The following is a 13,430-nucleotide window of genomic DNA, read 5'->3' as shown; positions in this document are numbered from 1 at the left end:
CAGGCGGATGAACGCGATGCTGGTACTGGCGGCGGCGCTGCCCGCCCTCGGGGCGCTCGCGGTCTGGGCGCTGCGGCGCAAGCCGTACGCGCACTGGATCGGGGCCGGGGCCGCCGCGCTCGCATTCGCGGCGGTGGCGCTGCTGCCGGTCGGGCGCGACACCGGCGCGCTCATCGCCGGGGACGGCGCGACCTGGTGGCACCGGCTCGCGATCCCCTGGGCCCCTTCGCTGCACCTGGAGTTTTCTCTCGCGGTCGACGGCGTCTCCTGGACCCTCGCCCTCCTCACCGCGCTCCTCGGCGTCCTGTGCTGCCTCCACAACGCCGTCGGCGCGGAGCAGCGCGCCGCCGACCTCTACGGCGCCGACCACGCGACCGCTTCAGCCTCCCTTCAGCCCGCTTCAGCTCCCCTTCAGGAACCCGCAGGTAGCGTTGAAAACGGGGGGTCCCCCGGCGGCGGGGGGCCGGTGCTCGGGGTGCGCGCGGCGAGCCCGGCGACTTCAGGCCACCTTCAGGTCGCCTCGGGTGCTTCAGGTTCCCTTCAGGATGGTGCGGGTAGCGTTGAAACCGGGGGGCCTCCCCTGGCGGCGGCGCCGGTGCACGGCGTGCCCGCCGGAGCCGGGGCGGGCGGCGAGGAGCAGGACGGGTGGCAGTCGCCCGTGCTGACCGCGCTGCTGCTGGCCGTGCAAGCCGCCTCGACCCTCGTCTTCCTCGCGGACAACCTCGTCCTGTTCTTCATCGCGTTCGAAGCGGTGCTCCTGCCGATGTGGGCGATCGTGCACCGGTTCGGCGACCCGGCCACGCGGCGGCGGGCCGCCGCGAAGTTCGCGCTGTTCACCATCGCCGGGTCGCTGCTCATGGCGACCGGCCTGTTCGTCGCCGTGGCGGACACCGGGACCGCGGACCTCGGCGCGATCATCGCCGCGGGCGGCGTCAGCGGAGACGTCTCCCTGCTCGTGTTCTCGCTCCTCGCGATCGGGTTCGCCGTCAAGGCTCCCTTGTGGCCGCTGCACTCGTGGCTCCCCGACGCGCACACCGCCGCGCCCACCGTCGGGTCCGTGCTCCTCGCCGGGGTCCTCCTCAAGCTCGGCACCTACGGCCTCATCCGCGTCGCCGGGGGCCTCGCCCCCGCGGGCGCGGCCGAGGCCGCGCCCGTGCTCGCCGTGCTCGCCGCGCTCGGCATCCTCGTCGCGGGCCTGGTGTGCCTGCGCCTGCCCGAGATCAAGCGCCTCATCGCCTACTCCTCGGTGGGCCACATGGGATTCGTGGTCCTCGCGTTCGCCGCCGGGACCGAAGCGGGCGTCCGCGCCGCCCTGTTCGGGAACCTCGCGCACGGCCTCGTCACCCCCCTCCTGTTCTTCCTCGCCGGAGCCCTCAAGGCCCGCACCCACACCGGCAGCCTCACCGCCCTCGGCGGCGTGCGCCTCGCCGCGCCCGCGCTCGCCGGGCTCCTCGGGTTCGCCGCCCTCGCCTCCCTCGGCCTGCCCGGCCTCGCCGGGTTCTGGGGCGAGGCGTTCACCGTGTACGCCGCGGCCGAACGCGGCGGCGCCTGGCTCCTCCTCGCCGCGGCCGCCGCGTTCGGCGCGTTCCTCGCCGCCGCCTACCTGCTGCGGATGCTCAAGCACGTCAGCCACGGCCCCATAGCGCCCGCGGCCTTCGGCATCGGGGACGTCTCCGCCGCCGAAGCCGCCGTCTGGTCCCCGCTCGTCGCCGGGACGCTCCTCCTCGGGCTCGTCCCCGGCCCGCTCCTGACCCTCTTCTCGGAGGGCCTCCTCTGATGCGCGCCCAAGCGATCGACCACGCCGCGATGCTGCCGCTCTACCTCGCCGCGGCCGCCGCCGTCGCGGCGCTGTTCGCGGGCCGGCTCGCCAAGGCCGCCGCCATGACCGGGCTCGGCCTGACGGCCGCGGCGGCCGTGTGGATCGGCGCCGGGCCCGACCGGGCGACGTTCGCCGTCGGCCAGTGGCACTCCTACGTCGCCGACGACGCCGCCATGGGCGCCGCCGCCCTCTTCGCCGCGCTCGCCGTCCTCGTGGCCGCCGTCAGCGGCAGGCGGCCCGGCGAGTACTGGTTCCTCCTCACCGCCTCCGCCGCGGGCGGCGTCGCGCTCGCCGGGGCCCGCGACCTGGTCACCCTCGTCGTCGCCGTCGAGACCCTCACGCTCCCGCTGTACGTCCTCGTCGCCCGCCCCGGCCGCGACGGCGCCGAAGCCGGGACGACCTTCCTCATCGCCTCCGTGACCTCCTCCGCGACCGCGCTCATGGGCGCCGCGCTCCTCTACGCCGCCACCGGGACCGTCCACCTCGAAGGGCTCGCGGCCGCCGCGGGCGGCGCCCACGCGGGCCTCACCGCCGCCGGGACCGCGCTCCTCCTCGCCGGGCTCGCGTTCAAGCTCGCCGCCGCCCCGCTCCACGCCTGGGCGCCGCTCGTCCTCGAACGCGCCCCGCTCCCCGTCGCCGCCTACCTCGCGAGCGCCTCGAAACTCGGCGGCGCCGTCGCGATCGTCTGGGTCGTCGCGTTCGGGCTGCCGCACGTGGCGAGCGCCGGGGTCGTCGTCGCCGTGCTCGCCGTCGCCTCGATCGCGGTCGGGAACCTCGGGGCGCTCGCGCAGCGCCGCACCGTGCCGCTCCTCGCCTGGTCGGGGATCGCCCACGCCGGGTACGCGCTCGCGCCCCTCGCGGTCATCGCAACCGCCGAGGGGCGCGGGCACGCGGGCGCCGCCGCGTCGGCCGCGTTCGCGTACGCGGTGTTCTTCGTGCTCCTGGAGGCCGGGGTCTTCGCGGCCCTCACGGCCGTGCGCGCCGAGGACGGCGGCGCGGTCGCCGACCTCGCCGGCCTGTGGAAGGCCGCGCCGCTGCCCGCCTCGGTGTTCCTGTTCGCGGTGGTCGGCCTGGCCGGGCTGCCGCCCGCGCTCGCGGGCACGGTCGCGAAGGTCGCGGTCCTGGAGGTGCTCGCGTCGTCGGCGGTGTGGCTGGCCGTGGTGGTCGCGGCCGGGGCGGTCGTGGGGCTCGCGTACTACCTGCCGCTGGCGCGCGCGGTGCTCACCGGCAGGTCGGGGCCGGTCCCGCGGCGGTACGCCGTGGCGCTCGCGGTCGCGGGCCTCGCCCTCGCCGCGGTGTCGCTCGCCCCGCAGCTCGTGTTGGACTTCACGTCCGTTTCACGGTGAATTCCCAGTTCGCACAGAAATACTGGCAGTAACCAGGATGTTGCTTTTCCCACCAGGAGGGAAACCAACCAGCATGAAGCACCACAACGGCCTCAAGACGGCGGTGCTGCTCGGCGCGATGTCGGCGATCGTCATCGCCATCGGCTACGCCTTCGGCGGCTCCACGGGCGTCCTCATCGCCGCAGTGATCGCGGTGGGCATGAACGCCTACGCCTACTTCAACTCCGACAAGATCGCCCTGCGCGCGATGCGGGCCCGGCCCGTGTCCGAGGCGCAGGCCCCGCAGCTGTACGCGACGGTCCGGGAGCTCTCGCAGCGCGCCGGGCAGCCGATGCCGCGGCTCTACGTGTCCCCGACCATGCAGCCGAACGCGTTCGCCACGGGCCGCAACCCGCAGCACGCGGCGGTCGCGGTCACCGAGGGGATCGTGCGCCTGCTGACGCCCGCCGAGCTGCGGGCCGTCATCGGCCACGAGCTGTCGCACGTGTACAACCGCGACATCCTCATCTCCTCGGTCGCGGGCGCGCTCGCCTCGATCATCACGATGATCGCGAACCTCGCGATCTTCCTGCCGTTCGGCTCCTCCGACGAGGACCGGCCGAACCCGATCGTGCTGCTGCTGACCATGATCCTCGGCCCCGTCGCGGCCGGGATGATCCAGATGGCCGTCTCGCGTTCGCGCGAGTACGAGGCCGACGCCGACGGCGCGCGCCTCACCGGCGACCCGCTGGCGCTCGCGAGCGCGCTGGAGAAGATCTCCGCGGGTGTCGACCGGATGCCCGCGCGGGCGGACAGCCGGATCGCGGAGCAGTCGCACCTGATGATCGAGTCGCCGCTGCGCGGCGGCGGCCTGGCGAGCCTGTTCTCGACCCACCCGCCGACGGCGCAGCGCGTCGCGCGGCTGCGGGCGATGGCCCGCGGCGTCGTCGACCGCTAGTCGTCGGTCAAGGAACGGGCACACTGAAAGCCGCGCCAGCGCAGTGCTGGCGCGGCTTTCCGCGAGTCAGTTCGCTCCGGCGCGAGGTTCGCACCTTAGTAGGTGCTGCCGCCGATGTCTTTGATGCCTGTGCGCACGTCCAGGAGGTACACCAGTGCCGCCGCGATGGCGACGAGCGCGAACAGGTTGAGCCGGCCGTAGCCGCCGAAGAGGAGCGCCAGCACCAGGCTCACGACGAGGAGCCCGAGCCAGGTGCCCTTCGAGAGGGTGCCGACGGCGTTGAACGCCTCGGGCTTCTGCACTGCGCAGTGGATGACGGCGATCAGGGACAGGAGCGCGGCTCCGTATCCGATGATCTGCGAGATCACGCCCCGGACATCGAAGGCGAACACGGCATCGAACTCTGGCATGTGGCCCAGCCTACCCGCAGGCGCTCGGAAGCCGGTCGCCTCGGTTACTTGCCGAGCTTGCGACGCTGAACGCGGGTCTTGCGGAGCAGCTTGCGGTGCTTCTTCTTCGCCATGCGCTTGCGCCGCTTCTTGATGACCGAGCCCATAGAGCTTCCTCACAGGTGTTGACTAGACGATAGTTAGAGCCCGACCAGCCTAGCCCGTCCTCCCGGCGGCCCCCTCGCCGGGCGAGTTCGAGCGAAGGCCCCGTCACAGCTCGCGCGTGGCGGGGCCGGGACTGGCCGAGCAGGGTCACTCGTCCGTCTGGAGGGCCTCGGAGAGGTAGGTCTTCACGGCGCTCTCGGGGACGCGGAAGGAGCGCCCCACCCGCACCGCCGCGATCTCACCGTTGTGGACGAGCCGGTACACCGTCATCTTCGAGACGCGCATCAACTCGGCCACTTCCGTCACCGTCAAGAACTTGACCTCGTCGAGGAGGTCCCCGGGTTCGCTCATGTGTCTCACCGTTCTGTCGAGGGCTGTTGCGAGCACTATTGCCTGTGCAAGGACGTGGGGTTGTGTGATGTGTTAGAGGTGCGGTGGACGCGAATGCCCTATGAACCGAAACAAGTCGGTCGTCACGAAGCGTGACGTTGATGTCTTTAGATTGGGATGTTGCTCATGTTACGGCAGTCCGCGCCACCCGGCAACACCCGATCTCACACGGTCTGGGCAATGAACGCCGTAATCTCCTCCATCAGCGCGGCGTAGTCCTTGCCGTAGACGGTCTGCGCGGCGTCGACCGCCGGGGTGCCCTCGCGCGCGGTCAGCCCGAAGAACTCGGCGAACGCGTCGACCCCGTAGGTCTCGATCATGTAGTGGACGCCGAGGAACCCGCAGCCGTACTTGCCCGAGCCCGCGAGCGTGTCGTCGTCCTCGTCGGGCGGGAGGATGTCGGCCGCGCAGCCGCCCTGGGCGACGTAGTCGCGGACGTCCCACATGCGGTCGTAGTCCTCAAGGGCCCGGTCGCCGTGGTCGATGTACTCGGCGACGCCCTCGACCATCCACCAGGTGTCGTCGGCGTACCGCTCCGAGGGCGCGGCCCACAGGGTCACGGCGTGGCCGAGCTCGTGGCGGATGACCGAGGTGAGGCCCTCGCCCCAGCCGGTGCGGTCGACGCCCATGACGGTGGCGTACGTGGACGGCTGGCGCTCGCCGTCGTTGGTGCCGTTGAGCGGCAGGGCGAAGCCGAGGACGTCCTCGGAGTCCCACATGCCGCCGAACCAGGTGTCGAACTCCTCGTCGGAGGCGATGTAGATGACGTACCGGTCGGGTTTCTCCCAGTACGCCCACTGGTCGGCGTTCTCGGCGGCGGCCTCGGAGACCGCGAGCGCCTCGTCGAGGCGGGCCTCCATGGAGGCGGGCACGGCGGTGACGGTGCGCTCGCCGACGGCGGCGACGAGGTCGGTGACCTCCCACGGGTGCGGGCCCTGGCCGAACTCGGAGTTCTGGACCTCGATCATGCGCATGCCGTCGTCGTCGGCGCGCCAGCGCGTGTCGAAGACGATGTCGGCGGCCTTGCAGGTCTCGGCGGGCTCGACGAAGCAGTAGGAGAGGGCGATGGAGATGTCGTAGAGAGGGACGGCGCCGGAGGCGTCCTCGATGGGGCCGGACGCGATCTGGTAGTCGAAGCGGGAGACCTGCATGGAGGTGAGCGACTCGTACCGGCCGGTCATCTGGGTGTGCAGGGTCGGGTCGTAGGCGGCGAGCCAGCCGTCGATGCTGCGGTTGAGGAGCGACTCGGCCTGGGCGTCGAGGACGAGCTGGGCCTGTTCGCGCAGGTAGGCGAGGATCTCGGACGCGGAGGCGTCGGGGCCGGGGCTGGGGACGGTGCCTTCGCCGGGTTCGACGGCGAGGCCGTCGATGGTGCCGGTGGGGTTGTCGGCGAAGCCGGGGCGCCAGCCGTTGACGAGGGCGCCGGCGAAGACCGAGGAGGCCACGAGGGCGACGACGACGAGGATGGTGGCGAGGCGGTTGCGCCGGGGTTCGGGGCGGGGCGCGTAGTAGCCGGCGGGGCCGCCGGGCCAGGGGGGCATGGCGCTGACGGGGATGGGGCCGGGTGGGAGCTGTCCGGGTGGCATCTGCCCAGGGTGCCCGTAGCCGGGCGGGACGGCTCCCGGCGGCGCCATGCCGGGGGCGCCGGGGGGCATCATGCCGGGGGCGGCCATGTCGACCGGGAGCGCCGAGGGCGGCTGCGTGGGTTCGATCATGGGCGGCATGGGCGCGGCCTGGGGGATTCCGAGGTCGCCTTCGGCCTGCGGCAGGACGGGGCGCGGCGCGTCGGAGGCGCTGCGCTGTCCGGGCACGAGCGGCGCGGGCCCGGGCGGGTTCGCCGCCGCGGGTTCGGCGGCGGGCTGCTCGGGGGAGGCCGGGGGGAAGTCCTCGGGGGCTTGAGTCACGTTCGCAACTGTAGTCGCCGTTCGCTAGTCGCGCGAGCCGCGAATGCGGGGTGTGCGCTGGGCGTCCACGGGTCGCGGCGCAGCTCACCCGGGCCGGTGCGGCACCCGCCGCGCCGGCCCGGATGGGAATCCTCTAAGACTTGGTCCACAGTGAGCGGAGGAACACGGCGAGGTTCGCGGGGCGCTCGGCCATGCGGCGCATGAGGTACCCGTACCACTGGTCGCCGTAGGGGACGTAGACGCGCATCCGGTAGCCCTCGGCGGCGAGGCGGAGCTGCTCGGAGGAGCGGATGCCGTAGAGCATCTGGAACTCGAAGGAGTCCTTGTCGCGGTCGTACCAGCGGGCGCGGTCGATGCCGATCTCGATGAGCCGGGGGTCGTGGGTGGCGAGCATCGGGTAGCCGTCCCCGGCCATGAGGGCGTTGATGCACCGCACGTAGGAGCGGTCGACGTCGAGGCTGCGCTGGTAGGCGACGGACTCGGGCTCCTTGTAGGCGCCCTTGCAGAGGCGGATGCGGGAGTCGGCGACGGCGTGGGCCTTGCAGTCGTCCTCGGTGCGGCGCAGGTACGCCTGGAGGACGGCGCCGGTGAGGGTGAACTCCTCGCGGAGGCGCTGCACGATCTCCAGGGTGGAGTCGGTGACCGTGTGGTCCTCCATGTCGACGGTGACGGTGGTCCCGGCGTCGGCGGCGGCGGTGCAGATCTCGCGGGCGCGGTCGTAGGCGAGTTCGGCGTCGAGGCGCTGGCCGAGCGCGGAGAGCTTGACGGAGACCTCGGCGGCCTTGGAGAGCCCTTCGCCCTTGAGGGCGGCGAGGAGGCTGAGGTACTCGTCGCGGGTGGCGTCGGCCTGTTCGACGACGACGGTGTCCTCGCCGAGGTAGTCGAGGGTCACGAGGAGCCCGTCGGCGGCGAGGGCGCGGGTGGTGGCGACCGCCTCGGCCGTCGTCTCGCCCGCGACGTAGCGGCGCACGAGCGACCGGGACACGGGCGCGGTGCCGACGAGGCGCTCGATCTTCGAGGACCTGGCGGCGGCGAGGATGACAGAACGCATCATGTGTGCAGCGTAGCCTCCCGGTATGCGGGATCAGGTCACGGTGCCATAACACGTGTGCCGCAACATTGGAAACCAAGCCTTGGAAGGGAAGGAACACTCCTCTTCCAAGGCCCAGTCGTGGCGGTGCCTCGGTTCACAGTGGCCTCGCGGGGGTCCGGGTCAGACCTGCGCGTACGGCCGCTCCGCTGCGGCGGGGTCCCGGTCCAGGTCGGGGGCGGGGTCGGTGACCGGGAGGGCCTCGAAGGCGCTCACGTCCATCGCGCGCGTCACGTCGAGGCCGGGGCGGCGGGCGAGCGTCCACCCGAAGGGGACGGCCGCGGTGTCGGCGATGACGACGCGGCGCACGCCGTCGAGGCGCAGCGCCTCCAGGCGGCGCAGGGCGATCCGGCGGAGGCTGTGGCCGCGCACGGCCTGGTAGCCGCGCCAGAAGAACCATTTGCGGATCTTGCGGACGGCCTTGACGTGGACGCGGCCGAGCCTGCGGCCGGCGCCGCCGACGGGGCCGGGGGCGTTCCCGAGGCGGCGCAGCAGCCCGCCGGGGCCGCGCTCGACGAGCATCGTGTACGTCCACACGAAGGGCTGCCGGTTCTCGCGGTCGCCGATGGAGAGGACCTCGGCGCGCGGGTCGAACCGCGGCGCCTGCTTCCAGCCCTGCCCGTCGGCGACGAGCACGGTGACCGCCACGCCGCGCGAGAGCAGGTAGTCGAGGTAGGAGTTGACGCGCTGCACGGCGGCCTTCCTGAAGGCCACCACGAGGACGCGGTCGGGGGTCGTCGTCACGGCCGCGCCGCCTTCCGGGCGACGAGCTCGCGCGCCCACTGCTCGAACGGGGCGAGCGCCGCCTCCCTGGTGAAGGAGCGGGCGTACGCGCGGGCGCGGGCCGCGGTGTCGGCGTCGCCCTTGCGGGCGGCGTCCCCGGCCTCGATCATCGACGCGGCCACGTCGGCCGGGTCGAGGCTCGCGGGCTCGAACCACAGCGGGTAGTCCCGCAGCAGCTCCTCGGCAGCGCAGCCCTTCTCGTGGACGGAGACGATGGGCTTGCCGGTCGCCATGTACTCGAAGACCTTCCCGGTCGTGACGTACTTGGAGCCGCCGTTGAGGAACACGAGGACGTCGCTGGCGGCGTACGCGGTGCCGATCTCGGACTTGGGAACGGGGCCGCGGTAGGCCACGCCGGGCCGCTCGCGGTCCAGGCCCAGCTCGGCGCGGAGCTTCATCTCCTGGGAGGAGAAGAACCCGATGTGGCCGTACAGGTCCAGGCCCGCGCCGGGGTGGGCGCCGGACTCGGCCATGATCCGGTGGCCCTCCAGGAGCGACCCGATCGGCTGCACGTGGGTGAGGGTCCCGATGAACGCGAACGACAGCGGCCGGGCCTCGTCGGGGGCCGAGGCGATGGCCTCGGCGTCCATGATGTCGGGGTCCCAGCCGTTGAGGACGACCTGCATGCGGTCGGCCGCGAACGGGTACTTGGCGGCGTGCCAGGCCCGCAGGGCGTCGTTGACGTGGACCGCCGCCGACGCGGTGCGGTGGACCGCCTCCTCCCACTTCCAGGCGGCGTGCCCGGGCGGGAACTTGTCCGAGTTGTCGAACTGGTCGAGCGTCCACGAGTCGCGGTAGTCGATGACGAACGGGACCTTCGTGCGCCGCTCCAGCTCCCAGGCGGCCCAGAACGACGCGAACGGGTTCCCGGTGGCGATCACCAGGTCGAAGGGGTTGCCGCGGTGGAGGCGGCGGCCGGTCCTGACGGCGCTCTCGGCCCACGTGACGTAGTGCTCGGGGAAGGTCCGGTCCAGGCGCCGCTGGTACCGCTTCTGGGCGAGGACGGGGAAGTTCCCGCGCCAGAAGGAGTAGTCGCGCAGGTCGTTCTCCCACGCGAAGAAGTCCATCGGCGGCTGGTGGACCTCCACGCGCGGGTCGATCGTCTCCACGAGCGCCTCGTCCACGGACTTGACGATGTCGTAGAAGAACCGGTCGGGCGCGCGCAGCACCGTGACGTCCCAGCCCTGCTCCGCGAAGTGGTTCGCGGTGGCGCGGGCGCGGAAGACGCCGCTGGCGCGCGAGGGCGGGAAGTAGTACGCCAGGTACAGCAGGCGCGGGCGTTCAGCGCTCACGTGCGGCCTCCGCTCGGGGCTCGAAGGAGAAGGTGGTGACGAGTCCGGGGCGCTCGTCGAGGAGCCGCGGCAGCCAGTCGACGCCCAGCTCCACGGCCTGCGGCTCGTGCAGGACCAGCCAGTCGAACTCCGCTTCGGCGACCGCGGCGGCCACGGCCGCGCGCCGGTGCGCCTCGCGCAGCCGCTTCGTCTCGGGCCAGCGGCGCTTCTTCAAAGGACCCAGGACCGTGCGCCGCCACCAGCGCGACAGCCCGTCGGCGGGCCCGCGCAGCGGGCCCCGCCCGACCAGCCGCAGAGCCCCGAGGGGGATCCTGCGCAGGAGGATCGCCGTGGCCTTCGGCTCGGGGGCGCTCACCTTGCTCGACCCGGTCCAGCGGGCCTCGACGCGCGGGTCGAGGGGGGTCGCGTCCCACTCGGGGGACTCCTCGGCGATGACGCGCACCTCGTGCCCGGCGTCGGCCGCGGCGCGCGACTCGGCCGCGAGGGCCTGGCGCCACGCGCTCTTGGGCGCTACGAACACGATCCTCATCGGCGGCCTTCCCGGTCCCAGACCTCGAAGTGGCGCGCGGCCACGGTCTCGTAGGAGTACTTGGCGCGCAGGTGCTCCCGCGCGGCGTCCACGTCGGTCTTCTCCGGGTGCCGCTCGCGCAGCTCCAGGTAGGCGGCCACGAGCACGTCCGGGTCCTCGTCCACGTCGTACAGCTGCCCGGCCTCCGACTCGATGCCGCGCAGCACCTGGTCGGAGCCGCCGCAGCGGCTCACCAGGACCGGGGTGCCCGCCGCGAGCGCCTCGACCACGACGACGCCGAACGTCTCGTGGCGGCTGGTGTGGACGAACAGGTCGTGCGAGGCCATCAGGCCCGGGACCTCGGCGGGGTCCACCGAGCCGAGGAACTCCACGGCGTCGGCCACCCCGAGGTCCGCGGCGAGGGCCTCCAGCACCGGGCGCAGCTTCCCGTCCCCGGCGAGCGTGAGCCGGAGCTCCGGGTCGTCCGCGCGGCAGCGGCGGAACGCCTCCAGGAGGTAGTCGATGCGCTTGCGCTCGTTCAGGGCCGCGACCGACAGCCAGCGGCGCAGCGCCCGCGGGGCCTCGGCCCGGGAGGTCCCGAAGTCGATCGGGTTCGCGATGTACTCCAGCTTGTCCGCGAAGTGCGGGAACGTCGCCGCGATGAGGTCGTGCAGCGGCTCGCCGACGACGAAGAACCCGTCGGCGCGCTCCAGGACCCGCTCGTACCGCTCGCGCGCCGCGGGCTGCGCCAGCAGCTCGGCGAGGAACGAGGAGTGCTCGGTCATGTACACCCGCGCGTCGGGCCGCGCGTTCTCCAGGGCCGCCCAGCCGCCGGTGATCGGCACGTGCGCGTGGACGATCGGCGCGCCGAGCGGGTGCCCGCCCAGGAACGTCCGCAGCCACCGCGATGAAGCGTCCGAGTGCGCGATCCACGCCGTGTCGCGCGGCGTCAGCGTCGGGACCCGGTGCAGCACCGCGCCGCCCGCGGTCGCCAGCGGCGCGTCCGCGCGCGACAGCAGCCGCGCATGCAGGTCCAGGACCCGCGGGTCCGCGTCCAGCGGGGCGCCGACGGCGCCGACCGGCCAGCTCTTCAGGTGGTACACGTCCAGGTCCGCGCATCCCCCGGAGACGGCCTCCACCTGGGCCCTGACGAAGGCCCCCGCGTAGGTCACCTGCGGGTCCGGGTACCAGGGCGTCACCACGGCGACGTGCCGGTCTGCGTTCACGGTCTCGGGTGCTCCTCTTCCTCTCCAGCGGCGCCAAGGAGGCGCCCGTACAGGTCGGTCAGGCGCTTGGCCTGGGAGTCCCAGGTCCACTCGCCGAGGGGGACGCGCTCGGCGTACGCCTTGCGGTACGTCTCCGGGTCGTCGAGGACGGCCCGCACGGCGCGCGTGAAGTCGGCGGTGTCCTCGGCGGTGAAGACCTCCCCCTGGCCGGTGCGGCGCACCAGCCCCGACATGGTCTTCACGTCCGAGACGACCACGGGGATGCGCGCGTGCGAGTACTCGAAGAACTTCGTGATGAGGGAGATCTCGTGGTTCCCCCAGTGGTGGATGGGGATCACGCCCAGGTCCGCCTCGGACAGGAACGGCACCACCTGGCGGTGCGGCACGTATTCGAGGACGTGCACGCGGTCGGCGACGCCCAGCTCCGCGGCCCGCTCCTGCGTCCGCTTGACGTACCGCCACTGCGGGTACGACACGATGAGCGCCGCGTGGACCCCCGGCAGGTCCGGGAGGGCCTCCACGAGGATGTGCAGGCCGCGCTGCTCCAGGGGCGCGCCCGAGTAGACCATGAGCGGCGTCCCCGGGCCGATCCCGCACCGCTCGCGCAGGCCCGGCACGGGCTGCTCGACGCTCCCCGAGGTGTCCGGGACGTTCATGACGACCTCGGGCAGCTCAGTGAGGCCGTGCCGGTCGCGGAGCATCTCGGCGAGCAGCTCCGAGACCGTGACCACCGCGTCCGCGTGCGGCGCGAACTCGTTCTCGTGGCCGATCTGCGCGTCCTTCCACCACGGGTGGCCCTTCCACGACTTCATGCCCGGCAGGTACTCGTGCGCGTCCCACACCAGCTTCACGTCCCGGCCCCCGGCCCTCGCCCGCAGCTTCGCGCGGGCCCCCACGCCGAGCATCTGGAAGTCGTTGGCGTGGATCAGGTCCGGGCGCAGCTCGTCCACCACCGGTCCGAACGACAGCTCCAGGTCCCACAGGGCCGGGTCCAGCCGCCGCCACGCCCGGTCCCCCATCGCCGCCTTCCAGAACCGCGCGGCGAGGCGGTCGACCCCGCCCTTCGCGGCGGCACGGTCCGCCTCCAGCCTCCGGGTCGCCTTGCGGCGCAACCCCGTCCAGCCCCAGAACACCCGGTACGCGGCCTCGCGCGGCGCCAGCGCCGCAGCCGAAGCCCCCCGGGCGCGGGCGGTGTCGAGGTCGGTGCGCCACGCGCGCGCCTGCCGCTGCCGGTACGCGGCCAGCGGCCCCGGCGGGTAGGCGAGCGGGGAGCGCAGCCAGCCGCGGCGCATCTCGTGGCGGCGCCGGTCGAACACGCGGTTGACCGGGACGAGGCGCACCGTCGCGCCCCCGAGCGCCCACTCCTCGGCCTTCCCCGAGGGCGACGCGCCGAGCAGCACGACCTCGTAGCCCGCCGCAGCGGCCGACTCGGCCTCCTTCTGCACGCGGGAGTCGCCGGTGACGCCGTTCTGCACCAGCATCACGATCCGCCGGGGGTGCTCCGCCATCGTTCCTCCGTGTTCAACGTACGCCCGCCGGGCAAACAGGGGGTCCCGGCGCGCACATCGTACGAAACCGACT

13 protein-coding genes are annotated in these 13,430 nt (G+C 73.1%); 3 read left to right on the top strand and 10 right to left on the bottom strand.

Annotated elements, in window-relative coordinates; all coding sequences use genetic code 11:
- Positions 1–16 precede the first annotated feature (16 nt).
- The 3 genes from ACFFXY_RS06305 (at position 17) to htpX (ending at position 4,102) form a co-directional block, all read left to right on the top strand.
- Positions 17–1,777, top strand: a complete 1,761-nt coding sequence (locus tag ACFFXY_RS06305; protein WP_382347143.1) for a complex I subunit 4 family protein — start codon at positions 17–19, stop codon at positions 1,775–1,777.
- Complete coding sequence (locus ACFFXY_RS06300; RefSeq protein WP_417398520.1) at positions 1,774–3,165, top strand: proton-conducting transporter transmembrane domain-containing protein; 1,392 nt, start codon at positions 1,774–1,776, stop codon at positions 3,163–3,165. Before ACFFXY_RS06305 ends, ACFFXY_RS06300 begins: the two co-directional genes overlap by 4 nt.
- A gap of 73 nt (positions 3,166–3,238) precedes the next feature.
- Positions 3,239–4,102: a zinc metalloprotease HtpX gene (htpX, locus tag ACFFXY_RS06295; protein WP_382347137.1), complete on the top strand. Its 864-nt coding sequence runs from the start codon at positions 3,239–3,241 to the stop codon at positions 4,100–4,102.
- A gap of 95 nt (positions 4,103–4,197) precedes the next feature.
- Here the strand turns inward: htpX and ACFFXY_RS06290 are convergent, their stop codons facing one another.
- The 10 genes from ACFFXY_RS06290 to ACFFXY_RS06245 form a co-directional block, all read right to left on the bottom strand.
- Positions 4,198–4,512 carry a DUF2516 family protein gene (locus ACFFXY_RS06290; protein WP_106364019.1) on the bottom strand — a complete coding sequence of 105 codons (315 nt, stop codon included), beginning with the start codon at positions 4,510–4,512 and terminating at the stop codon, positions 4,198–4,200.
- 44 nt (positions 4,513–4,556) lie between these two features.
- Positions 4,557–4,658 (bottom strand): 30S ribosomal protein bS22, encoded by a 102-nt coding sequence (locus ACFFXY_RS06285; protein ID WP_081687713.1) that lies wholly within the window; start codon positions 4,656–4,658, stop codon positions 4,557–4,559.
- A gap of 145 nt (positions 4,659–4,803) precedes the next feature.
- Complete coding sequence (locus ACFFXY_RS06280) at positions 4,804–5,007, bottom strand: helix-turn-helix domain-containing protein (RefSeq protein WP_091031906.1); 204 nt, start codon at positions 5,005–5,007, stop codon at positions 4,804–4,806.
- A gap of 203 nt (positions 5,008–5,210) precedes the next feature.
- Positions 5,211–6,950: a hypothetical protein gene (locus ACFFXY_RS06275; protein ID WP_382347132.1), complete on the bottom strand. Its 1,740-nt coding sequence runs from the start codon at positions 6,948–6,950 to the stop codon at positions 5,211–5,213.
- 133 nt (positions 6,951–7,083) lie between these two features.
- Positions 7,084–8,004 (bottom strand): proline dehydrogenase family protein, encoded by a 921-nt coding sequence (locus ACFFXY_RS06270; RefSeq protein WP_382347129.1) that lies wholly within the window; start codon positions 8,002–8,004, stop codon positions 7,084–7,086.
- A 159-nt stretch (positions 8,005–8,163) separates the two neighbouring features.
- The gene (locus tag ACFFXY_RS06265; RefSeq protein WP_382347127.1) at positions 8,164–8,784 is read right to left on the bottom strand and encodes a hypothetical protein; all 621 of its coding nucleotides are present in this window, start codon (positions 8,782–8,784) and stop codon (positions 8,164–8,166) included.
- The gene (locus ACFFXY_RS06260; RefSeq protein WP_382347124.1) at positions 8,781–10,115 is read right to left on the bottom strand and encodes a glycosyltransferase; all 1,335 of its coding nucleotides are present in this window, start codon (positions 10,113–10,115) and stop codon (positions 8,781–8,783) included. The genes ACFFXY_RS06265 and ACFFXY_RS06260 overlap by 4 nt, the downstream gene beginning before the upstream one ends.
- Positions 10,105–10,635: a hypothetical protein gene (locus ACFFXY_RS06255; RefSeq protein WP_382347121.1), complete on the bottom strand. Its 531-nt coding sequence runs from the start codon at positions 10,633–10,635 to the stop codon at positions 10,105–10,107. The genes ACFFXY_RS06260 and ACFFXY_RS06255 overlap by 11 nt, the downstream gene beginning before the upstream one ends.
- Positions 10,636–10,640: 5 nt before the next feature.
- Positions 10,641–11,849, bottom strand: a complete 1,209-nt coding sequence (locus ACFFXY_RS06250; protein ID WP_382347119.1) for a glycosyltransferase — start codon at positions 11,847–11,849, stop codon at positions 10,641–10,643.
- Complete coding sequence (locus tag ACFFXY_RS06245) at positions 11,846–13,357, bottom strand: glycosyltransferase (protein ID WP_446685444.1); 1,512 nt, start codon at positions 13,355–13,357, stop codon at positions 11,846–11,848. Before ACFFXY_RS06245 ends, ACFFXY_RS06250 begins: the two co-directional genes overlap by 4 nt.
- Between the last annotated feature and the right edge of the window lie 73 nt (positions 13,358–13,430).

The organism is Glycomyces mayteni (assembly GCF_042428885.1).
GTDB lineage: Bacteria > Actinomycetota > Actinomycetes > Mycobacteriales > Micromonosporaceae > Glycomyces > Glycomyces mayteni.
This window is presented reverse-complemented; position numbering and strand designations above follow the sequence as displayed.

Excerpts from the sequence above, each read along its gene's own strand:
- ACFFXY_RS06305 (WP_382347143.1), top strand. The coding sequence starts at position 17 with ATGCTGGTACTGGCGGCGGCGCTGCCCGCCCTCGGGGCGCTCGCGGTC.
- htpX (WP_382347137.1), top strand. The coding sequence starts at position 3,239 with ATGAAGCACCACAACGGCCTCAAGACGGCGGTGCTGCTCGGCGCGATG.
- ACFFXY_RS06290 (WP_106364019.1), bottom strand. The coding sequence starts at position 4,512 with ATGCCAGAGTTCGATGCCGTGTTCGCCTTCGATGTCCGGGGCGTGATC.
- ACFFXY_RS06285 (WP_081687713.1), bottom strand. The coding sequence starts at position 4,658 with ATGGGCTCGGTCATCAAGAAGCGGCGCAAGCGCATGGCGAAGAAGAAG.
- ACFFXY_RS06280 (WP_091031906.1), bottom strand. The coding sequence starts at position 5,007 with ATGAGCGAACCCGGGGACCTCCTCGACGAGGTCAAGTTCTTGACGGTG.
- ACFFXY_RS06270 (WP_382347129.1), bottom strand. The coding sequence starts at position 8,004 with ATGATGCGTTCTGTCATCCTCGCCGCCGCCAGGTCCTCGAAGATCGAG.
- ACFFXY_RS06245 (WP_446685444.1), bottom strand. The coding sequence starts at position 13,357 with ATGGCGGAGCACCCCCGGCGGATCGTGATGCTGGTGCAGAACGGCGTC.